Source organism: Streptomyces sp. NPDC039423 (assembly GCF_055598725.1).
In genome coordinates this window covers 232,724-256,802 of the sequence record NZ_JBVKAH010000008.1, presented here as the reverse complement: position 1 = coordinate 256,802, position 24,079 = coordinate 232,724, and the positions used below count along the sequence as shown (strand labels likewise).

The window sequence follows — 24,079 nt, the reverse complement described above, 5'->3', positions numbered from 1 at the left end:
CCGACCACCGGTTGCAGCAAGGGGGACAGCATCGTCGAACATGCCATCGCCCCAGTTCAAGTGACACAGACCGAAGACTTGCTCACAGGGCGTTCACAGATCCTACAAAGAGCCGCCGCGGCCTTCACCGCGGTTTACGCCGGCCACTCGGCGGCCACGGCCTCCGCGATCTGGGCGGCGTTCAGAGCGGCGCCCTTGCGCAGGTTGTCGCCGCAGACGAAGAGCTCCAGTGTCCGGTCGTCGTCCAGCGACCGCCGCACGCGCCCCACCCAGGTCGGGTCGGTGCCCACGACGTCGGCGGGCGTGGGGAAGTCCCCGGCCGCGGGGTCGTCGTACAGCACCACACCGGGCGAGGTCGCCAGGATCTCGTGCGCCCGCGCGACGGTCACCTCGTGTTCGAAGCGGGCGTGTACGGAGACGGAGTGGGCGTTCACCACCGGGACCCGTACGCAGGTCGCCGCCACGGGCAGCTCCGGCAGGTCCAGGATCCGGCGGGTCTCGCCCCGGACGCACAGCTCCTCCGAGGACCAGCCGTCCTCCTGGACGGAGCCGGCCCAGGGCACCACGTTCAGCGCGAGCGGGGCGGGGAAGGGCCCGGTGTCGTCCCCGACGGCCCGGCGCACGTCCCCGGGGCCGGTGCCCAGTTCCGTACCGGCGACCAGGGAGAGCTGGGTGCGCAGCGCGCCGACGCCGGACCGCCCGGCGCCGCTCGCCGCCTGGTACGCGGAGACGACGAGCTCGGTCAGGCCGAATTCGGCGTGCAGCGCGCCCACCGCGACGATCAGCGCGAGCGTGGTGTCGCCGGGGCAGGCGACGATCCCGCGCGGGCGTACGCGTACGCAGTGGCGGTTGATCTCCGGGACGACCAGCGGGACGTCCGGGTCGGCGCGGAACGCCGGGGAGGTGTCCACGACCACGGTGCCCTTGGCGGCGGCGATCGGCGCCCACTGGGCCGCGACCGCCTCCGGCACCAGGAACAGCGCCACGTCGGCGCCGTCCAGTGCCTCCTCGGACAGGGCGAGGACCTCGGTCTCCGCCCCGCGCACGGCCAGCTTGCGGCCGGCCGAGCGCGGGGAGGCGATCAGACGGATGTCGCCCCAGACGTCGGCGTGCTGCGACAGGATCTGGAGCATCACCGCGCCGACGGCACCGGTCGCTCCCACGACCGCGAGCGACGGCTTGCGGTGCGTCACCGGCTCCACCGGCCCCGCCGGCACGTCACCAGGGCGGCCGTCCGGCGCGTCACCGGGGCGGCCGTCCGGCGCGTCACCGGGGCCGTCCGGGGCGTCCGGACCGTCCCGACCGTCCGGCCGGTCACCGCCCGGTGCCTCCGTAGACCACGGCCTCGTCGGAGTCGGAGTCCAGGCCGAAGGCGGTGTGGACGGCGCGGACGGCCTCGTTGACGTCGTCGGCGCGGGTGACGACCGAGATGCGGATCTCGGAGGTCGAGATCAGCTCGATGTTCACGCCCGCGTCGGACAGCGCCTCGAAGAAGCCGGCCGTGACACCCGGATTGGTCTTCATGCCCGCGCCGACCAGCGAGATCTTGGCGATCTGGTCGTCGTAGCGCAGCGACTCGAAGCCGATGAGGCCCTTCTGCTTCTCCAGGGCGTCGATGGCCTTGCGGCCCTCCGCCTTGGGCAGCGTGAAGGAGATGTCGGTCAGCCCGGTCGACGCGGCGGAGACGTTCTGCACCACCATGTCGATGTTGATCTCGTTGTCCGCGATGGTGCGGAAGATCGCGGCGGCCTCGCCCGGCTTGTCCGGCACTCCGACGACGGTGATCTTCGCCTCGGACGTGTCGTGGGCGACACCGGAGATGATGGCCTGCTCCACCTTGCGGTCCCCTCGCGGTTCGTTGCTGACCCACGTGCCCTGGAGTCCGGAGAAGGACGACCGGACGTGGATCGGGATGTTGTAACGGCGTGCGTACTCGACGCAGCGGTGCAGCAGCACCTTGGAGCCGGAGCTGGCGAGCTCCAGCATGTCCTCGAAGGAGATCCAGTCGATCTTCCGGGCCTTCTTCACGACCCGGGGGTCGGCGGTGAAGACGCCGTCGACGTCGGTGTAGATCTCGCACACCTCGGCGTCGAGCGCCGCGGCGAGCGCGACGGCGGTCGTGTCCGACCCGCCGCGACCGAGGGTGGTGATGTCCTTCTTGTCCTGGGAGACGCCCTGGAAGCCCGCGACGATGGCGATGTTGCCCTCGTCCAGCGCCGTACGGATCCGGCCCGGCGTGACATCGATGATGCGCGCTTTGTTGTGGACCGAGTCGGTGATGACGCCTGCCTGGCTGCCTGTGAACGACTGGGCCTCGTGGCCCAGGTTTTTGATCGCCATGGCCAGCAGCGCCATGGAGATGCGCTCTCCGGCGGTCAGCAGCATGTCGAACTCACGCCCGGCAGGGATCGGGGATACCTGCTCGGCGAGATCGATCAACTCGTCCGTCGTGTCGCCCATCGCCGAAACCACGACGACCACCTGGTGGCCGTTCTTCTTGGCATCGACGATTCGCTTGGCGACGCGCTTGATGCCCTCGGCATCGGCAACGGAGGAGCCTCCGTACTTCTGCACGACAAGGCCCACGTGCGCTCCTCGCTCAGTCCGTTTGCGGTCAGCTCAGTCTAACGAGCGGCCGGGAAACGCCCCCGCCATACCACATCGTGAGATGTCCCGCTCACGACGTGATCATCGTGGGGCGCTTCACGGCCGCTCGGCTTGTGCCTGCCCGAGCCGGAGCGCGGTACGCGGAATGTGTGCCGGGTCACCCCGCCCCGGCGGTACGTCCCCGCCCGGCGGTACGTCCCACCCGGCGGTACGTCTCCTCGGCGGGACGCACACCCTGGCCGAGGCCCCGCCCGGCGGGGCGCGCCCGCGCGGGTCACTTGGCGGTACGCATCCCCAGGGGGCCGAGGATCTCCTGGGCCATCACCCGGCCCGCCTCCTCCGCGAGGGCGTCCTCCGTCAGGTCCTCGTCGGTGTCCAGCCCGTCGAGCGCCTCCAGCGGCTGGTCCAGGCGCACGTGGGAGACCAGGGACTGGAGCGCCCGCAGGGTCGCCGAGGCGGTCGGGCCCCAGTTGGAGAAGTAGGAGAACTGCCACCACCACAGGGCCTCCGTGGTGCGGCCCGCCCGGTAGTGGGCCAGTCCGTGCCGGAGGTCCATGATGATGTCGGCCAGGTTGTCGGAGATCCGGCACGGCACGGGCGCCTTGCGCGGCTCGTAAGGGTCGAAGACCTCGGAGAAGACGTCCACCGGCTCCAGCATGACCGCGAACCGCATCCGCAGGTCGTCGACGTCCAGGTCGGGACCCGTGTCCGGCTCGTACCGCTCGTCGGGGACGATGTCCTCGTGCGCGCCCAGGCGGCCGCCCGCCAGCAGTAGCTGGGAGACCTCCAGGAGCAGGAAGGGAATCGCGCTGTCGGGCTCGTCGCCCTTGGCCACTTCCGTGGTCGCGACGATGAAGGACTCGATCGAGTCGGCGATCTGGACCGCGAAGCTGTCGGGGTCCAGCGAGTGCGCGTGCAGTGTGGCGTCAGACATCGAGGAGTCGTCTCCCTTCGAACGCTCGCCCGAGCGTGACCTCGTCGGCGTATTCCAGGTCTCCGCCAACGGGGAGTCCGCTGGCGAGGCGCGTGACCTTCAGGCCCATGGGCTTGACCATGCGTGCCAGGTACGTCGCGGTGGCCTCCCCCTCCAGGTTGGGGTCGGTCGCCAGGATCAGCTCGGTGACCGTTCCGTCCGCGAGCCGGGCCAGCAGCTCACGGATCCGCAGGTCGTCCGGCCCGACGCCCTCGATCGGGCTGATCGCTCCGCCGAGCACGTGGTACCGCCCGCGGAACTCGCGGGTGCGCTCGATCGCGACGACGTCCTTCGGTTCCTCGACCACGCAGATGACCGCCTCGTCACGGCGCGGGTCGCGGCAGATGCCGCACCGCTCCTCCTGTGCGACGTTGCCGCACACGGCGCAGAACCGCACCTTGTCCTTGACCTCCAGGAGGGCATGGGCGAGGCGGCGTACGTCGGTGGGCTCGGCCTGCAGGATGTGGAACGCGATCCGCTGGGCGCTCTTGGGACCGACGCCTGGCAGCCTGCCCAGCTCGTCGATGAGGTCCTGAACCACGCCTTCGTACAACGGAACGCCTCTCGTGGAGTGCTGTGATGCTTACGGTAGTTGCTGTGCGTGAGGGTGAGAAGGGCGGGCGCCGGAGCGGGGGCCGGAACCCGCGGGCCCCGGCCCCGGATCGCCCGGGGTCCGGGAGCGCCCGCCCGGGAGCCCGGTGCCCGCCCCAGAGCGCGTCCGCTCCCTAGAAGCCCAGGCCCGGGATGCCGCCGCCGCCCAGGCCCTGGGCCAGCGGGCCGAGCTTGGCCTGCTGGAGCGCCTGGGCGTTCTCGTTCGCGGCCTGCACGGCGGCGACGACGAGGTCGGCCAGGGTCTCGGTGTCCTCCGGGTCGACCGCCTTGGGGTCGATGACCAGGGAGCGCAGCTCGCCGGAGCCGGTCACGGTGGCCTTCACCAGGCCGCCGCCGGCCTGCCCGTCGACCTCCGTCCGCGCCAGCTCCTCCTGGGCACGGGCGAGGTCCTGCTGCATCTTCTGGGCCTGCTGGAGGATCTGCTGCATGTTGGGCTGGCCACCACCGGGAATCACGGTCACTCCTGGCATATCGACGACGAGTGTTCGGTATGCCGAGCCTACGTGGTCGCCGGACGCTGTGCCCCATCCGCATGGCTTCACTCTTTCGGGTGAGAAACAGGCGCGCCCCTTAGCTGATCAAGCCCCTCTTGCAGGCGGAAATACCGGGCTTTCGCACTTCCGGCCCACCATTCGGCGGTAGGAAAGGGCATGCGCACCAGTACGCACACGCGCATCGCACCGCCCGCACGTTACGGATTGTCACGCAGAGCGCAGAGGAGTGCCCCGGTGAGCCAGCCGGAGATGCAGCCCGGGGGCCACGCCCGGGGGGAGGGCGACCGCCTCGACCGGGAACGTTACGGCGGCGGCCCCGGCGGCGATCTGACCGGGCGGCCGTTCCCGCTCGGCGACTGGGGCGAGCCGGCCGAGCGGCTGGACGAGCTCTACCGGTGGGCCGAGGGCCATGCGCTGCGTACCGCCGAGTGGTACCTGGAGGACCGCGCCTGGAAGCGGCGCGGCGCCCGGGCCCTGCGGATCGGTACGGCGCTGGGCGTGATCGCCGGTGCCGCGCTGCCGCTGCTGGACGTGACGGGCGCCCTGGACGGGGCGTCGGGATGGGGGTACGTGTCGCTGCTGCTGGCCGCCGCGTGCCTGGCCTGCGACCGGTACTTCGGCTTCACGTCCGGCTGGATGCGGGACGTGGCGACGGCGCAGGCGGTGGAGCGGCGCCTCCGGGCGTTCCAGTTCGACTGGGCGGCCGAGAGCATCCGCGAGGTGCTGGGCCCGGCGGAGGGCACGGCGAGCGAGGCGGCGGAGCGGTGCCTGGGCGTGCTGCGGCGGTTCTCGGAGGACGTGACGGAGCTGGTGCGGGCGGAGACGGCGGACTGCATGGTGGCGTTCCGGTCGGGTCCGACGCCACTGGTGATGCAGTCGACCCTGTCGTGCGCGCCGCCCCGGGTGGAGGGCTCGCACCCTTCCGGGCGCTTCCCGCTCCCCCCGGGGACCCGGCCCAACATGCCGCGCCAGCGCCCGCCGGAGCCCCGCTGAACCGGCCGGCCGGCCCGGTCGGCGGGACCCGTCGGCCGGCCAGCTCGGCCCGGTCGGCGGGACCCGTCAACTAAAGATGATCATCGACCCCTGGCCCAGGCTGCGGGTCGCCGCCGCGTGCAGGCCGAGCCACACGTGCCGCTCCCGGGCGAAGGGGCTGTCGTCGTACGGGATCGGCCCGGCGGGTTCCTCCAGGGCCGTGGGGCGCTCCGGCGGCCGGGGCGGGGCCGGCGGGTTCGCCGGGTCGATGCCGATCGACGGGGCGACGTACTCCAGCTCGCGCAGCAGCCCCTGGGCGGAGCCGAGCGGTCCGCCGCCGGCCAGCAGTTCCTCGTTGGACAGCGGCGTGGGGAAGTCGACGGGGACGTACGCGCCCGCGTGGTCGTAGTGCCACACCAGGTGCGACTGCTGTGCCGTCGACTCGAACATCTCCAGAAGCTGCTCGTAGTCGCCGCCCAGTTCGTCGACCGGGGTGACGGCGAGGCCGCAGATCTGGAGCAGGTAGGCGCGGCGCAGGAAGTGCAGCGCGTCGTAGTCGAAGCCGGCGACCGGGGCGACGTCGCCCGACAGTCCCGGCATGTAGGCGAAGACGGGCACGGTCGGCAGGCCGGACGCGGTGAGGGCCTTGTCGTACGCGGCGATCTCTTCCGCGAAGGGGTTGTCGGGGCTGTGGCACAGCACGTCGACGAGGGGGACCAACCACAGGTCACAAGCCAAGGGAGACTCGCTCTCCTTCCGTTACGTACGTACGCGGCGACGGCCGGGGGTGGGACGGGCCGGCGAGCGCCGGTGCGCGGCTCGGGTGCACTTCCCATACCCACCCGCCATGAGGGGTAAGTGCCGTCAGCCCAGCCCGTCCAGATGGTCGGCCCACCGCTGGGAGTGCTCGTTGTACGCGTCGATGGCCGCCATCACCGCGTCGGGGTCGCCGAGCGTCACCGCGTCGACGAGCTGTTCGTGGCCGTTCCACAGCCAGGCGCCGGGGTCGCGGGAGGCGCGCAGGTGGGGCACGGCGAACACCCAGGCCTGGACGCGCAGCCGGTGCAGGAAGTCGGCGATGTAGGGGTTGGCGACGAAGCCGCTGAGCTCGCGCCAGAACCGCAGGTCGTACCCGATGAGGATGTCCAGGTCCCCGGCGCGCGCCGCCCGCGCCGCCTCCTCGGCCCGCCGGCGGACGGACACCAGGGGGGCGCCGTGGACGCGGAGGGCGCCGGTCCGGTCGCACAGGCGGCGGAAGACGCCGTCCACGATGAGGGCGCGGGCCTCGACCATGCCCCGGTAGTCCTCGACGGAGAACCGGTGGACCCGGAAGCCCTTGTGCTGGTCGGAGTCGAGCAGGCCCTGGGCCGTGAGGTCGACCAGAGCTTCCCGCACCGGGGTCGCCGACACTCCGTACTGCTCCGCGATGTGCTTGACGGTGAATTCCTGCCCCGGCTGGAGACGCCCCGCGAGCACCTCGTCACGCAGCGCGTCCGCGACCTGCCGGCGCAGGGTGTTGCGGGTGACTGCTCCGCTCGCGGGCATGGCTCCTGGCCCCCTCCGTCCGGTTCCGGACACCTTAAGCCAGGGGCGGGCCGGTCGGAGGGGGCGCATGGAGGCGGTTACACGGTGTGCTCGTCGGCGACCGCGAGCGCGGCGTCGAGGGCGGCGAGACCCTCCTTGGCCTCCTCCTCGGTGATGTTGCAGGCGGGCACCGCGTGGGTGCGGTTCATGTTGACGAAGGGCCACAGACCGTTCTTCTTGCAGGCCGCCGCGAAGGCCGCCATGGGGGCGTTGGCCTCGCCCTGGGCGTTGTAGGGGACGAGCGGTTCGCGCGTCTCGCGGTCGCGCACGAGGTCCAGCGCCCAGAAGGCGCCCAGGCCGCGCACCTCGCCCACGGAGGGGTGGCGCTCGGCGAGCTCGCGGAGGCCGGGGCCCAGGACGTTCTCGCCGAGGTGGGCGGCCTGTTCGACGACCTTCTCGTCGGCCATCACCTGGAGGGTGGCGACGGCGGCGGCGCAGGCGAGCGGGTGCCCGGAGTAGGTGAGGCCGCCGGGATAGGGCCGCTCGTCGAAGGTCGCGGCGATCTCGGCGGAGATGGCGACGCCGCCGAGGGGGACGTACCCGGAGTTGACGCCCTTGGCGAAGGTCAGCAGGTCGGGGACGACACCGAAGTGGTCGGCCGCGAACCAGGCGCCGGTGCGGCCGAAGCCCGCCATGACCTCGTCGAGGACGAGGACGATGCCGTACCGGTCGCAGATCTCGCGGACGCCGGCGAGGTAGCCGGGCGGCGGGGTCATGATTCCGGCGGTGCCGGGGACGGTTTCGAGGATGATCGCGGCGATGGTCCGCGGCCCCTCGAACGCGATCGTGTCCTCCAGGTGCGTCAGGGCGCGCTCGCACTCCTGGGCCTCGGTCTCGGCGTAGAACGGCGAGCGGTAGAGGAAGGGTGCCCAGAAGCGCACGACACCGGCGGAGGCGGTGTCGGAGGCCCAGCGGCGCGGGTCGCCGGTGAGGTTGATGGCGGTCGAGGTGGCGCCGTGGTACGAGCGGTAGGCGCTCATGATCTTCGGGCGGCCCGTGTGCAGACGGGCCATGCGGGCGGCGTTCTCGACGGCCTCGGCGCCGCCGTTGGTGAAGAAGATCTTGTCCAGGTCGCCCGGGGTGCGCTCGGCGATGAGGCGTGCGGCCTCGGAACGTACGTCGATGGCGAAGGCGGGCGCGAAGGTGGTCATCTTCGCGGCCTGCTCCTGGATCGCGGCGACGACCCGGGGGTGCTGGTAGCCGATGTTGGTGTAGACGAGGCCGCTGGTGAAGTCGAGGTAGCGGTTGCCGTCGTAGTCCCAGAAGTACGCCCCCTCGGCGCCGGCGACGGCGAGCGGGTCGATCAGGCCCTGGGCGGACCAGGAGTGGAACACGTGCGCGCGGTCGGCGGCCTTGACGGCGGCGCCGGTCCGCGGGTCGGCGGATGCGGCGGGATCGGCATGAGGGGTCATGGCGCCCAGGGTAGGGACCGGGCCTCGGACGTCGGTATGGCCATCTTGTATGGCGGAAGGCGCGGGGGTCGGCAGGGTGTCGTGCGTGCGGCGGGGACGGGAGGGGTTGACAGCATCCTGTCGTGATGACAGCATTCTGTCATCAGGTCGAACGAAGGTACGGAATCCGCGGCACAGCCGACGACGCGCCCACAGGAGGCCCCCATGTCCGGCACCGACTCCCCCACCCCCTCCCCCACCCACCCCGGCAGGACCGTCCACCTCGCCGTCTACGACTCGTTCGCCGACTGGGAGACCGGGCACGCCACCGCCTGGCTGGCACGCTCCGGCTTCGCTATCAGGACCGTCGGGCCGACGACGGACCCGGTGACCACCATCGGCGGACTGCGCGTCCTCCCCGATCTGGCCCTCGCGGACCTCCGGCCCGAGGACAGCGCCCTGCTGATCCTCACCGGCGCCGACCTGTGGGACACCGGGGACGACCTGGCCCCCTTCGCCGCCGCCGCGCGGAGGTTCCTCGACGCGGGCGTTCCGGTCGCCGCCATATGCGGCGCGACCGCCGGGCTGGCGCGCGAGGGGCTGCTGGACGACCGGGACCACACCAGCGCGGTCCCGTTCTACCTCGCGGCCACCGGCTACAAGGGCGCCGAGCGGTACGTGGAGGCGGACGCGGTCGCCGACGACGGCCTCGTCACGGCCGGGCCCACCGAGCCGGTCGCCTTCGCCCGCGAGGTGCTGGGCCTGCTGGGCGCGTTCGAGGGCGCGAAGCTGGACGCCTGGTACCGGCTGTTCCACGACTCGGACCCGGCCGCGTACGAGGAACTGAACGCGTGACCCGGGTCGAGAAGGAGCTCCAGGGGCTGCTCAGCCGTACGGCGCTGGGGGTGTTCCGGCTCAACGGCCAGTTCCTGGCGGTGTCGGAGAAGCTGGCCAGGCCCGCCGGGCTGACGGCGTCGTGGTGGCAGGTGCTGGGGGCGGTGCTGCACGAGCCGCTGCCGGTGTCCGGGATCGCCCGGGCGATGGGCATCACCCGGCAGAGCGTCCAGCGCGTCGCGGACCTGCTGGTGTACGAGGGGCTGGCCGAGTACCTGCCGAACCCGGCGCACCGGCGCGCCAAGCTCCTCGCCCCCACGGAGCTGGGCCGGGTGACGGTCGCCCGCATAGAGCCGGGCCACGCCGAGCTGGCGACCCGCCTGACCGCCGAGCTGGGCGAGGAGGCGTTCGCCGAGACGGCCCGGGTCCTGGAGCGGCTGTCCGAGGCGCTGGACGCCATCTCGGGCCCGGACCCGAAAACGGGGCGGGGGCCGGGGTAGGGGCCGGGATCGGGGCGGGGGCCGGGATCGGGGCCGGGGCGGGGGCGGGGGCGGGAGTCGGGCCGGGATCGGGGCCCTCGGCCGGCCCGGCGCGCTCCTGACGGATCTCCCGTCCCCCGGAGGGCCGTCGGGTAATGTGGCCGCGTTCAGCAGGAGACCTACCGAGGAGGTGAGACCCATCAACGCCAGGTCAGGCAGGGCTCTCCCCTCCCACCGCTCGTAGACCAGGGTCACGAGTCACGCGGGAGCGCCCATGGGCGTCCCGAAAGGCTTCCGCTTCCATGTCCGCAACACCGCTTTCCCTCTCGTTCTCCAGCACCGTCACCAGGCTGCGCGCCGCCGGCTGCGTCTTCGCCGAGGACGAGGCGGAGTTGCTCCTGTCCACCGCCCGCACACCGGACGAACTCGACGCCATGGTCGAGCGCCGCGCCGCCGGGCTTCCACTGGAACACGTCCTCGGCTGGGCCGAGTTCCACGGCCTGCGGGTGGCCGTGGACGAGGGGGTGTTCGTCCCCCGGCGCCGCACCGAGTTCCTCGTCACCCGGGCCGCCGCCCTCGCCCCGCCGCGCGCCGTGGTCGTCGACCTGTGCTGCGGCACCGGCGCGCTGGGCGCCGCGCTCGTGGCGGCCCTGGACCGGGCCGAGTTGCACGCGGCCGACATCGACCCCGCCGCCGTGCGCTGCGCCCGCCGGAACATCACGGCGGTGGGCGGGCGGGTGTACGAGGGCGATCTGTACGACCCGCTCCCGGCGTTGCTGCGGGGCCGGGTCGACGTCCTGCTCGCCAACGTGCCCTACGTCCCGACCGAGGAGGTGGAGCTCCTGCCCGCCGAGGCGCGGGTGCACGAGGCGCGCGTGGCGCTCGACGGCGGCGCGGACGGCCTGGACGTCCTGCGCCGCGTCACCGCCGAGGCCGCCGCCTGGCTGGCCCCGGGCGGCAGCCTGCTGTTCGAGACCAGCGAACGCCAGGCGTCCGCCGCCGCGGCGGTCGTCGCCGCCGACGGGCTCGTCCCGCACGTGGTGACCTGCGAGGACCTGTACGCCACGGTGGTCATCGCGACCCGGGCGGCGTAGCGGTCGCCCGCTCGATGGCCACGAGCGTGCTGAGCAGCAGGTACGGATGGACGAACCGGTCGGGGGCCGTCGGTGGACACCGCCAGGAGAGCGGCCAGGTGCGCCCGCCGAGCGCCGGGACGGGTACGTAACTCACCGCCCAGCGGGCGGCGTTGAACGGCATCGCGCCGGGCGGCCAGGCGCGGCCCGCCGAGCTGCCCGGCGGGAGGAGGAAGTACACGCCTCGCCGCCCGTTCGCCTCGATGACGACGGGGCCCGGGTCGCCGCCGGTCATGTGCTCCAGGAGGTCTGCGGCCCGGCGGCCGTCGTCCCCGTCGACGCGCACGGCGTCGAATTGGACGCCCGCCTTGCGGAGTTGGAATCCGGAGGACGGAATCCATTCGATGTTCGGGTGGCAACTTGGCGCATTCACAGGGACATCGTGGACTGCCACGGCTAGCGTTCTGCACGATTGCGGAGGCTCGTCGGACCCGCGTTGACCTGCGGAAACGACGCCGTCCCGCAGTCGAATTCGACGGGGACGGGTTGTGACCGGTTGAGACCGGTTGAATCGAGGCGGTGACGCAATTTGGCGCGAACCGAGAACAAGGAAACGGCGGGTCCGGCGACGCGACTCGTGGCGGACATGGCGCGCAAGATGCGCGTACGGAAGGGGTGGACCCAGGACCAGCTCGGCAAGGAGATCGGCTTCACGGGCGCGGCGGTCAGCGCCATGGAAACCTGCGCCCAGCCGGCGAGCGACGCGATGCTGGTGCAATTGGAAAAGGTGCTCGGTGACGGGCTGGGCCTCTTCGAGCAGGCGCGGATGTATGTCCGGCTGGACAAGTATCCGGAGCAGTTCAAGAACTACGCGCTGCTGGAGCAGAAGGCGGTGAGCCTGTCGCTCTACGCGACGCTGGTGGTGCACGGGCTGTTCCAGACGGAGGCCTACGCGCGGGCGCTGATCGGCGGTGGGTACCCGCCGCTGCCGGAGCGACGGGTGGAGGAGCTGGTCGAGGCGAGGATGGCGCGCAGGGAGCTGTTCGAGCGGGATCCGGTGGCGCTGATCGAGCTGGTCCTGGAGGAGTCGGTGCTGCGCCGCACGATCGGCGGCTCGGAGGTCATGCGGGGGCAGTTGCTGCACCTCGCGGAGTGCGCGCGGAGGCGGAACGTGACGGTTCAGGTGCTGCCGCTGGACTGCGGGCTGAGCGGGGAGCACGCTGGCGAACGAGGCGGCATGACCCTGGTGGAGACACCGGAGCACGACCACCTCGTGTACCTGGAGATTCAGGGCGAGAGTCTGTTGATCAAGGACCGTGCGAAGGTCAGTACGTACGGGCAGCGGTATGCGAGGATCCGAGCACAGGCCCTCGACACCCGTGAATCGCTGGGCCTCATCGAGCGGTTGGCAGGAGAGCAGAGATGAGCAGCACCCTGCGGTGGTTCAAGTCCAGCTACAGCGACAGCGGCGGTGGCGAGTGCGTCGAAGTCGCCTTCGACTGGCGTACGTCCTCGTACAGCAGCCCCAGCGGCGGCGAGTGCGTCGAGGTGGCCGCCTGCCCCCACACCGTCCACGTCCGTGACTCCAAGAACCCCGGCGGGCCCGTCCTCGCCGTCGCCCCGGCGGCCTGGGAATCCTTCCTCGACTGGGCCGAGTAGGGTTGTGTGTAGGAATGTCCCGAAAGGGGGCGCCATGTCCGCGATCAGGCAGAGCGTCGAGATCTCGCGTCGTCCCGAGGACGTCTTCTCCTACCTGACCGACGCCTCCCACATGCCCGAGTGGCAGGAGAGCGCCCTGGCGGTCAGCCCGGTCGGAGGCGCCACCGGCGGCTTGGGCTCCCGGGTCAGGGTGACCCGGCAGATGGGCCGCCGGCGGATGCCGATGACCATGGAGATGAGCCAGTACGACCCGCCGCGGAGCTTCCGCATGGACGGGATCGACGGCCCCGTCCGGGGCCATGTGCAGGGGACGGTCGAGCCGATCGGCGACGGCGAGCGGTCGCGCGTGACGCTGGACCTGAACTTCGAGTCGCACGGCATCGGCAAGGTGCTCGTGCCGCTGGTCGTCCGGGCGCGTGCGAGGAAGGAAATGCCGAGGAACGAGCAGCACCTCAAGGACATCCTGGAGGCACGCCCGTAGCCGCCACAGGGCCCGGGCGCGCTCCGGGCCCCGCGCTCGTCGGCGGGCCTACTTCTCGATGGTGATCACCCGCACGCCGGTCCCCCGGTAGCGCTTGGGGTCAGCGCTGAGCACCGGTCGGCCCCGGGGCCACTCGACCGAGGGCTGGGCCAGGTGCACCGCGTGCGCGCTGCTCCACTCGTCATCGTGGACCCGCAGGCGCTTGCCGACGGCCGCCGCACCCGCGAAGTCCAGGGCGGCGATGTCCACGGACGGCAGGGCGCCCACGTGTTCCGCAACGCCCGCCCGCTCAGCCTCGGCAGCCGTCAGGGACAGGGCCGGGATGCAGATCCTCAGCGTGGCGTCGCTCTCGGCCTCCACGACGAGCCGCGAGGCCATGCGGTTGCCGCCGCCCAGCGCCAGCACGGCGGTGTCGTCGAAGACGATCGCGCGCGGCAGCGGGTACTGGTCCTCCTTCACTGAACCTCCCCGATGCGCCCCGACACCACGTCGGCCCAGAGCTGCTGCCCCGCCACCGCGTCCTGCTCCGTGTACGGCCCGCCGAGGAAGTGTTCCTCGACGTACGCCTTGGTCTCCTCACGACGCTTCGCCAGTTCTTCTTTGGTCGGCGTCGCTCCGGCGAGCTGCGCGACCAGATCGCGCATGGTGATCCCACGATCCCGGGCGAGCTCCTGGAGGCGGTCGCGAACCGCGGGGTCAACCTTGATCGTTGTGTCAGCCACCATGACAGTATACCGACGGTATACCACCTCAGGGCGTTCGAGTGTGATGGTCATGGCACTCCATTTCTTTTCGGTGGGCCCGGCCGCCGAGCGGCGGCCGGGAGCTTTCAGCAGCGGCGGCGCAGGACCTGCCGGACCGAGGCGCTGCCGCGCAGTGCGGCCGCGACGAAACCGGCGACGGCGGGCGTGGCGGGGTCGCAGCGGGCGCAGGAGGCCCCTTCGGGCACCGGCGTGCCGCAGACGCCGCACTCGGGTCGTACGGGCGCCGCAGGGCGCGGTGCGGGCTTCTTGCGGCGGAGGCGGCCGGCCACCAGGGCGGCGGGGGCGTGAACGCGGGTGGGCAGGCCGGAGGTCAGCGCCTCGCGGATCAGGGCGTCACTGGCGCCGACGGCCCACCACTCCTCGACCAGGGTCCTCAGCCGTTCCGCCTCGCCCGCCCCCAGGGCGAGCCGTGGATCGCTCCGGCCCAGCGAGGTGAGCAACTGGACTGCCGGGGAGGGAGGTTGTTTCACCCCCTTCTTTTCTCCCGGAGGGAGCGGTCCAGGAGGCCCGTCGTCCCGGCCACCGGAGGCCGGGTTTCCGACCGTTCGGGGGGTGGGCCCGGCGGTGGGGGCTTCGGCGGGGTCCGGGGCGGGGGCTTCGGGGTCGTACGGGGTGTCGAAGACCTCGTACTCCGTGCGCAGTCGCCCCGTGCGGTCGCGGCGCGTCAGGCGGCGCAGATAGCGGGCCTCCTCCAGCTCCCGGAGGGCGGCGCCGATCCGGTCACGGCCCTCCTTGCGCTGCTCGGAGAGCTTGCGGATGCTCGCCCTGGCACCGTTGGGAAGGCTGACCAGATAGGCGAGGAGGCCCACCGCGCACCAGGAAATGGTCGCGTCGCGCAGCAGGGCGTTGCTGAAAGTGGTGAAGGCGCGCGTGGGCGCGGTACGGTAAACACGCATCGGGAGGTCTTGCTCCTGGTGTCGCGCCCCCGGATGTTGGCCCATCGCGGGGGCATTTCGTTTTCTGTGCGGCGAATCTAGCGCCACGCGAAGCGATCACCGCAATCAACAGCCTTTAGTCATACGGTCATTCGAAAACCGGGGACTTGATATCCGGTTTCCGGTGCGACCTGCGGTGATGCAGCGAAAAGGGGTGGCCACCCGCCGGTGGCCACCCCTGTGTCATATGCCAAATTCACCCCTGGGGGTGAGCCTCGGCGAGGCTCAGTACAGCGTGCCGCGTGCGCCCCAGCCCGAGCCGATCTGGACCGTGGGGCCGAACGTGCCGTCGCCCCTGCCGCTGTTGCGCAGCAGCTTGCCGTTGGTGTCGCGGGAGACGAGGTCGTTCTTCCCGTCCCCGTCGACGTCCCCCGCGCCGATGATCGCGTCGCGTCCCGCTCCCCAGTCTCGGAACACCAGGGTCCGGGGGTGGAACGCGCCCGTGCCGGTCGACTCGTACCTCCACAGCTCGCCGCCCGCGTCGCGGGCGAGCAGGTCGGTGTGGCCGTCCCCGTCGAGGTCGCCCGCGCCGATCAGGGTGAGACCGTTCCACTTCCCGGCGATCCTGACGCCCGCCTTGATGCCGCCCGCCCGGTTGTCCGCGTACAGGTAGAGGTCGCCCGTCGAACGCTGGCGGGCCAGCAGGTCGGCGCGGCCGTCGCCGGTCATGTCCCCGGGGTTGAGCAGGACGTCGAAGGCGTTGAAGCCCGTGCCGATCCTCGACTTGGGGCTCGTGGGGGCGGGGACCCCGGCGCACTTGGCGCCGTGGCGGTACAGCTCGCCCGTGGTGGTGCGGGTGAGGACGTCGTTGCAGCCGTCGCCGTCCAGGTCACCGAAGGGGACGACGGCGCTGACGCCGGTCCAGCCGGTCGACGTCGTCGACGTGCCCTTCACCGGCTCGTGGGCGCTCAGCCCGCCGCCGCTGCGGGAGAACAGCTCGCCGATCCCGTCACGGTCGTAGTCCCGGAACGGCAGGTGCACATCGGCGACCTGGACCGTCCCGGTGCGCACCGCGCGGGGACCGCTGCCGTCGCCGGGGTTGGCCTTGAGCGTCCAGGTGTAGTGGCCGGCGGGCACGAAGGCACCGTCCGAGCCCCTGCCGTCCCAGGCCATCGAGGACTGCGCCCCGACGCGGTCGGCGGAACTCCAGCCGGCCACGGTCGTACCGGCCGGGTTCTTGAACTCGATGCTGGTGCGGAGGGCGGGCCGCGACAGCAGCCAGGTGCCGTACCAGGCCCTGTCCGCGCCGTTCGCGACGTTCAGCACCGAGGTGTCCTGGCGCTCCTCGATGACCGAGATCGGGGAACGCGGCACAGTCACCGGCTTGATGTGGATGCGCTCCTCGGCGTCCGTGAACGCCACGTGGCCGCCAAACTTGTCGACGGACCAGTCGGCGCCGGCCGGGACGGAGGCGAAGTCGGTCGTCCTGACGGCCGCCGGGTCGCCGGTGTGGACGTCGGTGAGCGTGAGCTTCCCGGCCGCCGCGTCCTTGCGTACCACGAACCCGTCACCGAGCTGCGTCTCGCCGAACGGCACGGGCGTGGTCAGCCGGGTCTTCTGGTCCCAGACACCGGCCTTCGCGCCCTTGGCGCAGCTCCAGTGGATCCAGCGGCCCACGGCCTGGAGCCGGTCGGGGGTGCAGTCGGAGCCGATCGCGAGGGCGGCCGAGGTCGCCTTCGTCTTCACGTCGTACCAGGAGACGGTGGAGGGCTTGGCGGGGTCGGACAGCCAGACGGTCGTGCCCCACACCGTGGACGCGGCCCTGCCGTCGAACCGGCGGGTGCCGAACTGCCGCTGGAGATCGCCCACGTACTGGGTGGTGGCGGTGCCCGACACGACGTACCGGCCGGAGCCGCCGGACAGCCGTCCGTACATCCCGTCGGCGTGCTGTCCTGTGAGCCCCCCGATGACGTCGGTGTTCGACTGGTGCGCCGCCTCGCCGTTGCCGAGCGGAACCAGGGCGTCGACCGGGGTGGGCAGACCCCGGACCATGACCCGCTGGTCCGCCGTGGGGGTTCCGGTGATGGACAGGAGGTGCCGGTACAGCGCCGGGGAGGACGACACGTCGGACATGGCCCGGTAGTGCAGCGCCCCGGCGCCCAGGGTGAGGCCGTCCACGGGCGTGGGCGGCGCGGGCACCACGACCTCGGCGGCCGGGCCGTCCGCCGCGAACGCCGCACCGGGGAACAGCGGCACGAGGGTGCCCGCCAGGGCGGCGGACAGAACGACGGACGCGCCGGAACGCGTCAAAGCATGACGAGGCAAGGGCCCCTCCCCAGGAACCGAAGAGGCGGGGGAGGCGCCGCGACGGCTCGCCACGGCTGATGTGTCCTGCCCGGCCCCCCACGGCCGCACCCTCCCCCGCAAGACGCTGGGATCGTAACAGCAGCCCCGGACATCACATCAGGCACTTTCCGAGCGGGTGCGACGAAGGGGCGGCCACCCGCCGGTGGCCGCCCCCGTACCGCGCGCGTCTCAGCAGCTCAGGTTCGAGCCGGTGGGGACGCCCAGGATCTGGGTGAAGCGCTGGTAGTTGGTGATGCGGCTCTGCACCTGCGCCGGGTTCTTGCCGTCGCACTCCAGGGAACCGTTGATGGAGCGGATGGTCTGGCCGAAGCCGGCACCGTTGACCATGGCGTTGTGGGGGGTCATGGTGCCGGGGCCGTTCTGGGTATTCCAGTACCAGAGGCCGGTCTTCCAGGCGACCGCCGGCTCCCGCTCGACGCGGTAGGGGTTGTTGAGCAGGTCGATGCCGAGGGCGTCGCCCGCCGCCTTGTAGTTGAAGTTCCAACTGAGCTGGATCGGGCCGCGCCCGTAGTAGGCGGCCTGGCCGGCCGGGCAGCCGTAGGGCTGACCGGAGTCGCAGTAGTGCGGGTAGTTGGCGGTGTTCTGCTCCACGATGTGGACCAGGCCGCCCGTCTCGTGGCTGACGTTGGCGAGGAAGGCGGCGGCCTCCTGCTTCTTCACCGTGTCACTGCCGGTGTTGGCGAAGCCGGGGTACGCGCTCAGGGCGGCGGTCAGACCGCTGTACGTGTAGAAGGAGTTGCGGTTCGGGAACATCTGGTTGAACTGCGCCTCGCTCACCACGAAGCCCGAGGGGGACGGCGAGGGGCCGGGGCCGGTGCCGCCGCCGCACGCGCCCTGGTCGGACCAGACGTCGGCGGAGCCGGGGCGTTCGTTCTGGGTCCACCACTTCGCCAGCCAGTTGCGGCCGTTGTACGAGGCGGTCTTGCCACCCGTGTAGACGGTGGCGGAGGTCCAGGGCGCCGCGCACTCGGCGGCCGACGCGGTGGTGGCGGGGAGGATGACGGCCAGGCCGACGGCCGTGGCGAGAGCGGCGAGGGTGGCGAGCAGGGTCGACAGGCGTCGCAGCATGAAGGGGCCTTTCCGTGGGGGATGGCCCCTACCGAAGCGTGAATGGTCTGTACCTGTCAAGGTCTAGACCAAACGTTGTTACGGGCGCCCGCCCCTCCTCTGGCATGCTCTGTGGACGTGGAGCCTCTGAGTGGTCAAGACCCCGTCCAGGTTGGGCCGTTCCGGCTGCTCGGACGGCTGGGGTCCGGCGGCATGGGCCGGGTGTACCTGGCCAGGTCGGCCGGTGGCCGCACGGTCGCGGTGAAGGTGGTGCACGCCGAACTCGCCGAGCGGGAGGAGTTCCGGCGCCGCTTCGCCCGCGAGGTGGCCGCGCTGGAGAAGGTCGGCGGCACCGGAACCGCGCCGGTGCTGGGCGCGGACACCGCCGCGGAAGCGCCGTGGGTGGCCGTCGGGTACGTCGCGGGGCCGTCGTTGCGTACCGTCGTCGGGGACGAGTACGGGCCGCTGCCGGCCGCGTCGGTGCGGTCCCTCGCCGCCGGGCTGGCCCGCGCGCTGGAGCACATCCACGCCGCCGGGCTGGTGCACCGGGACCTGAAGCCCGCGAACGTCCTGCTCACCGTCGACGGGCCCCGCATCATCGACTTCGGCATCGCCCGGGCGGTCGAGACGGTCACCGACGGCGGGCTGACCAGCACCGGAGCGGTCGTGGGCTCGCCCGGGTTCATGTCACCCGAGCAGGTGCGGGGCGAGCGGGTCACCCCCGCGTCGGACGTCTTCTGCCTCGGCTCGGTCCTGGCGTACGCGGCGACCGGGCGCGCGCCGTTCGGCACCGCCGACAGCGGCGTCCACGCCATGCTGTTCCGCATCGCGCACGACGAGCCCGACCTCACCGGCCTGCCCGCCGAGCTGGACGGCCTCGTCCGGTCCTGCCTCGCCAAGGACCCGGCCGCCCGCCCCACCGCGGGCGACCTGGCCGCCTCCGTCGAGCCCGCCGACCCGTGGCTGCCCGCCGGGCTGCTCGCCCAGCTCGGCCGGATGGCCGCCCGGCTGCTCGACCAGGACGGCACCCCGGCGCAGGACGGCACCCCGGCACACGGCACCACCCCCGAGCACGGCACCCCCACCCCCGGCGGCACCCCCGGCGCCACCCCCGCGCACGACGGCACCACCGCCGGCGGCGGCGCGCAGGCGCCCGTACCGGAGCCACCGGGCCGCCCCCGCCCGGGACGGCGGCGGCTGCTGATCGGCACCGTCGCCGCCCTCGCCGCCGCGGCCGCCGTCGGGTACGGGCTGACGGAACGCTCCCGGACGCCGGGCGCGCCCGGCGGGGGCACGACCGCGGGGGACGGGTCCCGCAACGTCGTCCCCGCCACCTTCCTCGGCGCCTGGGAAGGGGTCCTCCGGGGCACCGACACCGCCCCGTACGAAACCGCCCGCATCGAGATCAGCGAGGGAGCGCCCGGCGACAAGGCGGCGGTCTACGTCCACGTGGGCGGGGAGCGGCTCTGCATGGGCCGGTCGGCCCTCGTCTCGGCGGACGAGGACGGGATCGTGTTCGGCGAGAGCGACGTGACGACCAGCGTGCCCGCCCGGCGCTGCACACCGGCGGCCCACCAGAAGCTGACCGTCCGCTCCCCGGAGGTGCTGGAGTGGTCGTCGGGCGCGGCGACCGCCACGTTCCGCAAGGCCCGGTCCGGGCCCGCCGTCGTGCCCAAGGAGTTCCTCGGGCACTGGAAGGACGTCCCGAACCCGGACGTGTCCGACCCGCAGGCGGACCTCTACAGCCACGAGGTGATCATCACCCAGGGCCCGGTCGGCGCGCCGCTCGTCCGGTTCGAGCAGAGCTACCCGCGGACCGACGAGGAGACCGGCGAGCCGCTGTCCGACACGGTCAACTGCGCCGAGACCGCCGTCCTCGGCGGCGCCGGGAGCCTGCTGGTGCTGGGCCCGGCCACGGTCGACGCGGCCGCCTCCGACCGGGAGTGCACCGCCTCCGGCGCGTCCTCGAACCTGCGGATCCAGCGCGTCGACGGCAAGGACCGGCTCCTGGTCTACGGCATGGACGCGGACGGGGAGCCCGGCGAGTTCTCCAAGGAGAAGTGACCGGGCTCCCCGTCACGGGACCTGCTCGGGTGTGCCTACAGGAAGGAGTTGATCTCGATCGTCTCGGTACGGCCGGGGCCGACACCGATCGCGGAGATCGGCGCGCCCGACATCTCCTCCAGCGCCTTCACGTACGCCTGCGCGTTCTTCGGCAGGTCCGAGAAGGTCTTCGCCTTGCTGATGTCCTCGGACCAGCCGGGCAGGTACTCGTAGACCGGCTTCGCGTGGTGGAAGTCCGTCTGCGAGTACGGCAGCTCCTCGACGCGCTTGCCGTCGATCTCGTACGCCACGCAGACCGGGATCTGCTCCCAGCCGGTGAGCACGTCCAGCTTGGTGAGGAAGAAGTCGGTCAGGCCGTTGACGCGGGTGGCGTACCGGGCGATGACCGCGTCGAACCAGCCGCAGCGGCGGTCACGGCCGGTGGTGACGCCCCGCTCGCCGCCGATGCGGCGCAGCGCCTCGCCGTCCTCGTCGAACAGCTCCGTCGGGAACGGGCCGGCGCCGACGCGGGTGGTGTACGCCTTGAGGATGCCGATGACCCGGCTGATCTTCGTGGGGCCCACGCCCGCGCCGGTGCAGGCACCGCCGGAGGTCGGGTTGGACGAGGTCACGAAGGGGTACGTGCCGTGGTCGACGTCCAGGAGGGTGCCCTGGCCGCCCTCGAAGAGGACGACCTTGCCCTCGTCGATGGCGTTGTTGAGGATCAGCGTCGTGTCGGCGACGAACGGCTTGATCTGCTCCGCGTACTGGAGCATCTCCTCGACGATCCGGCCCGACTCGATGGCGCGGCGGTTGAAGACCTTGGCGAGGAGCTGGTTCTTCTGCTCCAGCGCCGCCTCGACCTTCTGCTCCAGGATCGACTCGTCGTAGAGGTCCTGGACGCGGATGCCGACGCGGTTGATCTTGTCGGCGTAGGTGGGGCCGATGCCGCGCCCGGTCGTGCCGATCTTGCGCTTGCCGAGGAACCGTTCCGTCACCTTGTCGAGGGTGACGTTGTACGGAGTGATCAGGTGCGCGTTACCGCTGATCAGCAGCTTCGACGTGTCGACGCCGCGCTCGTTCAGTCCGCTCAGCTCGGAGAGCAGGACCGCCGGGTCGACGACGACACCGTTCCCGATCACCGGGGTGCACCCCGGCGAGAGGATTCCGGAAGGGAGAAGGTGCAGCGCGTACTTCTGGTCGCCGACGACGACCGTGTGGCCGGCGTTGTTGCCGCCCTGGTAGCGCACCACATAATCAACGGATCCACCGAGGAGGTCGGTGGCCTTTCCCTTGCCCTCGTCACCCCACTGAGCACCGAGCAGCACAAGTGCGGGCACAGGCGTACACCCCTTCCGGGCGGGGCATGTCCAAGGCCAGGGGAAGTACAGACGTCGTACGACGGTGTACGACACAGCCTGAGCCGTCGGACCGAGTGCCCCGGAATAGACGAAGCCCCTGGCGCAATAGCGCAAGGGGCTCTTGCACAAAGATGCTACCCGAGGAAGGACCGAGGTGTCGGCTCCCGACCAGTTGCTGGTCGTCATCGACGCGGTGGCGCGCCGGAACGACGGCGAGTCCGTGCGGATCGCGAAGGACGTCCTGCGTGCCGGGGCGAGCGTCAAGATCTGCCTCCCCGACACCCCGGCCGAGTTCGCCCGGGCCCTTTCCCGGCGCGGTTCGCGGCGCCCCGTGGTCATCGGTGACGACCGGGCGCTGCTGCGGGCGGTGGCGCAGCTTCACCGGGAGCGGGAGCTGGCCCACGGGGCGTTGTCGCTGGTCCCGGTCGGGCCGCGCGGCTCGGTGGAGCTGGCCGGGGCCCTGGGCGTGCCGCTGGGCGCGGTGGCCGCCGCGCGGTCGGTGCTGGACGGGGCGGTACGGCGGCTGGACCTGCTGGTCGACGACAGCGACGGCGTGGTGGTGCGGGGGCTGCGGGTGCCGGCAGGGCCCGCGGGGCTGTCGGTCGTGGAGCCGCCGTCGGTGTGGGACACCTGCCGGTCGCTGGTGCGGACGCTGGTCCGCCCGGCGCCCGTCGTTCCGGCGATACGGACGCACCGGCTGCGGGTCGAGGCGGACGGGCGGCTGCTCAGCGACCTGGACGACCCGGTGGAGGGTGTGACGGTGCGCTCCCGGGGCGGGGTCGCCGAGGTGGTGGTCCGCCCCAGGGCGGCGGAGCCGGTGCGGGTGGAGGCCGCCGCGGTCACGATCTCGGGCGCCTCGTACCGCTACCGGGCGGACGCGCTGGTCACGGGCCCGGTGTGGACCCGGACCTGGACGGTCCGCCCGTCGGCGTGGTCGCTCACCCTGCCGGTGGGGTAGCGCCCGGGGGGGCCGGTTCCTACAGGGCGTCCAGCGGGCCGGTGAAGGGCGGGGGCGTCGAGGCGTCGTCGTTGTCGTCGTCCTTGTCGTCCTCCGGGGTGCCGGGGAACATCAGCCGGGCACTGATGCTGATCATGGCCATCGCCGTGAGCCCCATGGCGAACTTCAGCAGCCGCATGCCGCCCGTCCACTCGTGCGGCGACCCGAAGACCACGTAGAACGCGAGGGCCGCTCCGGAGAGCAGAACGAGGACAGCGACGGTACGGCGCAAGGCAGTTGACATCCGTCCATGATCTCAAACCTCCACCGGCAGCCCCTTCAGACCCCGGATCACGAAGCCCGGGGAGCGCTCCGGCTCCCCGGCCGGCCGGAGGGCGGGCGCCCGGGTGAGCAGCGCCTCCATCGAGGCCGCCAGCTCGATACGGGCCAGCGGGGCGCCGAGGCAGTAGTGGATGCCCGCGCCGAAGGAGACGTGCGGGTTGTCCGACCGGGACAGGTCCAGGGTGTCGGGGCGGTCGAAGACGTCCGGGTCCCGGTTGGCCGAGCCGAACAGCAGGGCGACCTCCGAGCCGCGCGGGACGGTGGTGCCGCCGATCTCGATGTCGTCCAGCACCCAGCGCTCGAAGAGCTGGAGGGGGGTGTCGTAGCGGAGCAGCTCCGCTACGGCGGTGGGGACCAGCCCCGGGTCGGCGCGCAGGGCGGCGAGCTGCTCCGGGTGGCGGAAGAGCGTCCACCAGCCGCCGACCGTGGCGTTCACCGTCGCCTCGTGACCGGCGTTCAGCAGCAGCACACAGGTGGAGACCATCTCCTGCTCGGTGAGCCGGTCGCCCTCGTCGTGCGCCGCGATCAGCGCACTGATCAGGTCCTCGCCCGGTGCGGCGCGCCGCTCGGCGATCAGTTCGCGCAGGTACGCCGAGAACTCGGCCGACGCCCGGACCGCGCGGGCCGCCGTCCCCTCGTCCGGGTTCAGCTCGTACATGCCGCAGATGTCCGCCGACCAGGGCCGCAGCGGTGCCCGGTCGGACTCGGGGATGCCGAGCATCTCCGCGATCACGGCGACCGGCAGCGGCTCGGCCACGGCGGTCAGCAGGTCACCGCCGCCGTCCGCGACCAGGGCGTCGACCAGCTCGCCGGCCAGCCGGTGGACGTAGGGCCTCAGCCGCTCGACCGTGCGCGGGGTGAACGCCTTGGACACCAGGCGCCGGACCCGGGTGTGGTCCGGCGGCTCCAGGTCCAGCATCCCGTGGTCGTTGAGGGTGTGGAACGGCTCGTGGGCGGCCGGCGGCGGCGTCCGCCCGAACTTCTCGTGGGTGAAGCGGTGCCGGTACGTCCGCCCCAGCCGCCGGTCGCGCAGCAGCGCGGACACGTCGGCGTGGCGCGGGACCAGGTACTGGCGCGTCGGCTCGAACCAGTGCACCCGGCCGCCGGCGCGCAGCCCGGCGTAGGCGGGGTAGGGGTCGGCGACGAAGGCGGGCGACCACGGGTCGAAGTCCATGCGCCCGACC

The 24,079-nt window shown here is 72.2% G+C and carries 26 protein-coding genes; 9 read left to right on the top strand and 17 right to left on the bottom strand.

Features of this window, described 5'->3' with window-relative positions; translation table 11 throughout:
* Positions 1–134: 134 nt before the first annotated feature.
* From ACZ7LK_RS25420 to ACZ7LK_RS25400, 5 genes are all read right to left on the bottom strand, one after another.
* Complete coding sequence (locus ACZ7LK_RS25420) at positions 135–1,133, bottom strand: aspartate-semialdehyde dehydrogenase (protein ID WP_392275698.1); 999 nt, start codon at positions 1,131–1,133, stop codon at positions 135–137.
* Positions 1,134–1,314: 181 nt separating this feature from the next.
* Positions 1,315–2,586: an aspartate kinase gene (locus ACZ7LK_RS25415; protein ID WP_392275469.1), complete on the bottom strand. Its 1,272-nt coding sequence runs from the start codon at positions 2,584–2,586 to the stop codon at positions 1,315–1,317.
* Positions 2,587–2,881: 295 nt separating this feature from the next.
* The gene (locus ACZ7LK_RS25410) at positions 2,882–3,541 is read right to left on the bottom strand and encodes a DUF5063 domain-containing protein (protein WP_392275470.1); all 660 of its coding nucleotides are present in this window, start codon (positions 3,539–3,541) and stop codon (positions 2,882–2,884) included.
* Positions 3,534–4,133 (bottom strand): recombination mediator RecR, encoded by a 600-nt coding sequence (recR, locus tag ACZ7LK_RS25405; RefSeq protein WP_064067261.1) that lies wholly within the window; start codon positions 4,131–4,133, stop codon positions 3,534–3,536. The genes ACZ7LK_RS25410 and recR overlap by 8 nt, the downstream gene beginning before the upstream one ends.
* A 172-nt stretch (positions 4,134–4,305) precedes the next feature.
* Positions 4,306–4,647 (bottom strand): YbaB/EbfC family nucleoid-associated protein, encoded by a 342-nt coding sequence (locus tag ACZ7LK_RS25400; RefSeq protein WP_469462014.1) that lies wholly within the window; start codon positions 4,645–4,647, stop codon positions 4,306–4,308.
* 273 nt (positions 4,648–4,920) lie between these two features.
* On the opposite strand from ACZ7LK_RS25400, the gene ACZ7LK_RS25395 reads away from it, so the two are divergent.
* On the top strand, positions 4,921–5,679 hold the full coding sequence (locus ACZ7LK_RS25395) for an SLATT domain-containing protein (RefSeq protein WP_471143582.1): 759 nt from the start codon (positions 4,921–4,923) through the stop codon (positions 5,677–5,679).
* Positions 5,680–5,745: 66 nt separating this feature from the next.
* Here ACZ7LK_RS25395 and ACZ7LK_RS25390 read toward each other — a convergent pair whose 3' ends face one another.
* From ACZ7LK_RS25390 to ACZ7LK_RS25380, 3 genes are all read right to left on the bottom strand, one after another.
* The gene (locus tag ACZ7LK_RS25390; protein WP_392275473.1) at positions 5,746–6,396 is read right to left on the bottom strand and encodes a hypothetical protein; all 651 of its coding nucleotides are present in this window, start codon (positions 6,394–6,396) and stop codon (positions 5,746–5,748) included.
* Positions 6,397–6,522: 126 nt separating this feature from the next.
* Positions 6,523–7,203 (bottom strand): GntR family transcriptional regulator, encoded by a 681-nt coding sequence (locus tag ACZ7LK_RS25385; protein ID WP_392275474.1) that lies wholly within the window; start codon positions 7,201–7,203, stop codon positions 6,523–6,525.
* A gap of 77 nt (positions 7,204–7,280) precedes the next feature.
* Complete coding sequence (locus tag ACZ7LK_RS25380) at positions 7,281–8,654, bottom strand: aspartate aminotransferase family protein (RefSeq protein WP_392275475.1); 1,374 nt, start codon at positions 8,652–8,654, stop codon at positions 7,281–7,283.
* 204 nt (positions 8,655–8,858) lie between these two features.
* Here ACZ7LK_RS25380 and ACZ7LK_RS25375 point away from each other — a divergent pair, with 204 nt between their 5' ends.
* From ACZ7LK_RS25375 to ACZ7LK_RS25365, 3 genes are all read left to right on the top strand, one after another.
* A complete protein-coding gene (locus ACZ7LK_RS25375; RefSeq protein ID WP_471143577.1) occupies positions 8,859–9,488 on the top strand; it encodes a DJ-1/PfpI family protein in 630 nt (209 codons plus the stop codon).
* Entirely contained in the window at positions 9,485–9,967 is a 483-nt protein-coding gene (locus ACZ7LK_RS25370) for a MarR family winged helix-turn-helix transcriptional regulator (protein WP_471143575.1), read from the top strand. Before ACZ7LK_RS25375 ends, ACZ7LK_RS25370 begins: the two co-directional genes overlap by 4 nt.
* Positions 9,968–10,248: 281 nt before the next feature.
* On the top strand, positions 10,249–11,040 hold the full coding sequence (locus ACZ7LK_RS25365; protein WP_471143572.1) for a putative protein N(5)-glutamine methyltransferase: 792 nt from the start codon (positions 10,249–10,251) through the stop codon (positions 11,038–11,040).
* On the opposite strand, the gene ACZ7LK_RS25360 is transcribed toward ACZ7LK_RS25365, so the two are convergent.
* A complete protein-coding gene (locus ACZ7LK_RS25360) occupies positions 11,018–11,452 on the bottom strand; it encodes a hypothetical protein (RefSeq protein WP_471143570.1) in 435 nt (144 codons plus the stop codon). The two genes, ACZ7LK_RS25365 and ACZ7LK_RS25360, sit on opposite strands and share 23 nt — an antisense overlap.
* 213 nt (positions 11,453–11,665) lie before the next feature.
* On the opposite strand from ACZ7LK_RS25360, the gene ACZ7LK_RS25355 reads away from it, so the two are divergent.
* The 3 genes from ACZ7LK_RS25355 to ACZ7LK_RS25345 are packed head-to-tail and all read left to right on the top strand — an operon-like array spanning position 11,666 to position 13,159.
* Positions 11,666–12,445 (top strand): helix-turn-helix domain-containing protein, encoded by a 780-nt coding sequence (locus ACZ7LK_RS25355; protein ID WP_471143568.1) that lies wholly within the window; start codon positions 11,666–11,668, stop codon positions 12,443–12,445.
* Positions 12,442–12,678, top strand: coding sequence for a DUF397 domain-containing protein (locus ACZ7LK_RS25350; RefSeq protein ID WP_471143565.1), 237 nt, complete (start codon positions 12,442–12,444; stop codon positions 12,676–12,678). The genes ACZ7LK_RS25355 and ACZ7LK_RS25350 overlap by 4 nt, the downstream gene beginning before the upstream one ends.
* A 34-nt stretch (positions 12,679–12,712) precedes the next feature.
* Positions 12,713–13,159 carry an SRPBCC family protein gene (locus ACZ7LK_RS25345; RefSeq protein ID WP_392275483.1) on the top strand — a complete coding sequence of 149 codons (447 nt, stop codon included), beginning with the start codon at positions 12,713–12,715 and terminating at the stop codon, positions 13,157–13,159.
* Between the two features lie 48 nt (positions 13,160–13,207).
* Here the strand turns inward: ACZ7LK_RS25345 and ACZ7LK_RS25340 are convergent, their stop codons facing one another.
* The 5 genes from ACZ7LK_RS25340 to ACZ7LK_RS25320 form a co-directional block, all read right to left on the bottom strand.
* Complete coding sequence (locus ACZ7LK_RS25340) at positions 13,208–13,618, bottom strand: PIN domain-containing protein (RefSeq protein WP_471143562.1); 411 nt, start codon at positions 13,616–13,618, stop codon at positions 13,208–13,210.
* A complete protein-coding gene (locus tag ACZ7LK_RS25335) occupies positions 13,615–13,884 on the bottom strand; it encodes a hypothetical protein (protein ID WP_392275699.1) in 270 nt (89 codons plus the stop codon). Before ACZ7LK_RS25335 ends, ACZ7LK_RS25340 begins: the two co-directional genes overlap by 4 nt.
* A 104-nt stretch (positions 13,885–13,988) precedes the next feature.
* Positions 13,989–14,819, bottom strand: a complete 831-nt coding sequence (locus ACZ7LK_RS25330; RefSeq protein WP_471143559.1) for a hypothetical protein — start codon at positions 14,817–14,819, stop codon at positions 13,989–13,991.
* A 264-nt stretch (positions 14,820–15,083) separates the two neighbouring features.
* Positions 15,084–17,108, bottom strand: a complete 2,025-nt coding sequence (locus ACZ7LK_RS25325) for an FG-GAP repeat domain-containing protein (protein WP_471143556.1) — start codon at positions 17,106–17,108, stop codon at positions 15,084–15,086.
* A gap of 225 nt (positions 17,109–17,333) precedes the next feature.
* A complete protein-coding gene (locus ACZ7LK_RS25320; RefSeq protein ID WP_469461996.1) occupies positions 17,334–18,233 on the bottom strand; it encodes a glycoside hydrolase family 19 protein in 900 nt (299 codons plus the stop codon).
* A gap of 117 nt (positions 18,234–18,350) precedes the next feature.
* Between ACZ7LK_RS25320 and ACZ7LK_RS25315 the strand changes: the two genes are divergently transcribed.
* The gene (locus ACZ7LK_RS25315) at positions 18,351–20,276 is read left to right on the top strand and encodes a serine/threonine-protein kinase (protein WP_471143551.1); all 1,926 of its coding nucleotides are present in this window, start codon (positions 18,351–18,353) and stop codon (positions 20,274–20,276) included.
* Between the two features lie 35 nt (positions 20,277–20,311).
* Here ACZ7LK_RS25315 and ACZ7LK_RS25310 read toward each other — a convergent pair whose 3' ends face one another.
* Complete coding sequence (locus ACZ7LK_RS25310) at positions 20,312–21,595, bottom strand: adenylosuccinate synthase (RefSeq protein WP_392275489.1); 1,284 nt, start codon at positions 21,593–21,595, stop codon at positions 20,312–20,314.
* A 175-nt stretch (positions 21,596–21,770) separates the two neighbouring features.
* Here ACZ7LK_RS25310 and ACZ7LK_RS25305 point away from each other — a divergent pair, with 175 nt between their 5' ends.
* Positions 21,771–22,574, top strand: a complete 804-nt coding sequence (locus ACZ7LK_RS25305) for a diacylglycerol kinase (protein ID WP_471143548.1) — start codon at positions 21,771–21,773, stop codon at positions 22,572–22,574.
* Between the two features lie 19 nt (positions 22,575–22,593).
* On the opposite strand, the gene ACZ7LK_RS25300 is transcribed toward ACZ7LK_RS25305, so the two are convergent.
* Complete coding sequence (locus ACZ7LK_RS25300; protein WP_392275491.1) at positions 22,594–22,857, bottom strand: hypothetical protein; 264 nt, start codon at positions 22,855–22,857, stop codon at positions 22,594–22,596.
* Positions 22,858–22,869: 12 nt separating this feature from the next.
* Positions 22,870–24,069, bottom strand: coding sequence for a cytochrome P450 (locus tag ACZ7LK_RS25295; protein ID WP_471143546.1), 1,200 nt, complete (start codon positions 24,067–24,069; stop codon positions 22,870–22,872).
* Positions 24,070–24,079 lie beyond the last annotated feature (10 nt).

Coding starts and splice junctions, on each gene's coding strand:
- ACZ7LK_RS25420 (WP_392275698.1), bottom strand. CDS start 1,133: ATGCTCCAGATCCTGTCGCAGCACGCCGACGTCTGGGGCGACATCCGT.
- ACZ7LK_RS25410 (WP_392275470.1), bottom strand. CDS start 3,541: ATGTCTGACGCCACACTGCACGCGCACTCGCTGGACCCCGACAGCTTC.
- ACZ7LK_RS25385 (WP_392275474.1), bottom strand. CDS start 7,203: ATGCCCGCGAGCGGAGCAGTCACCCGCAACACCCTGCGCCGGCAGGTC.
- ACZ7LK_RS25380 (WP_392275475.1), bottom strand. CDS start 8,654: ATGACCCCTCATGCCGATCCCGCCGCATCCGCCGACCCGCGGACCGGC.
- ACZ7LK_RS25375 (WP_471143577.1), top strand. CDS start 8,859: ATGTCCGGCACCGACTCCCCCACCCCCTCCCCCACCCACCCCGGCAGG.
- ACZ7LK_RS25365 (WP_471143572.1), top strand. CDS start 10,249: ATGTCCGCAACACCGCTTTCCCTCTCGTTCTCCAGCACCGTCACCAGG.
- ACZ7LK_RS25355 (WP_471143568.1), top strand. CDS start 11,666: ATGGCGCGCAAGATGCGCGTACGGAAGGGGTGGACCCAGGACCAGCTC.
- ACZ7LK_RS25350 (WP_471143565.1), top strand. CDS start 12,442: ATGAGCAGCACCCTGCGGTGGTTCAAGTCCAGCTACAGCGACAGCGGC.
- ACZ7LK_RS25345 (WP_392275483.1), top strand. CDS start 12,713: ATGTCCGCGATCAGGCAGAGCGTCGAGATCTCGCGTCGTCCCGAGGAC.
- ACZ7LK_RS25335 (WP_392275699.1), bottom strand. CDS start 13,884: ATGGTGGCTGACACAACGATCAAGGTTGACCCCGCGGTTCGCGACCGC.
- ACZ7LK_RS25330 (WP_471143559.1), bottom strand. CDS start 14,819: ATGCGTGTTTACCGTACCGCGCCCACGCGCGCCTTCACCACTTTCAGC.
- ACZ7LK_RS25320 (WP_469461996.1), bottom strand. CDS start 18,233: ATGCTGCGACGCCTGTCGACCCTGCTCGCCACCCTCGCCGCTCTCGCC.
- ACZ7LK_RS25300 (WP_392275491.1), bottom strand. CDS start 22,857: ATGTCAACTGCCTTGCGCCGTACCGTCGCTGTCCTCGTTCTGCTCTCC.
- ACZ7LK_RS25295 (WP_471143546.1), bottom strand. CDS start 24,069: ATGGACTTCGACCCGTGGTCGCCCGCCTTCGTCGCCGACCCCTACCCC.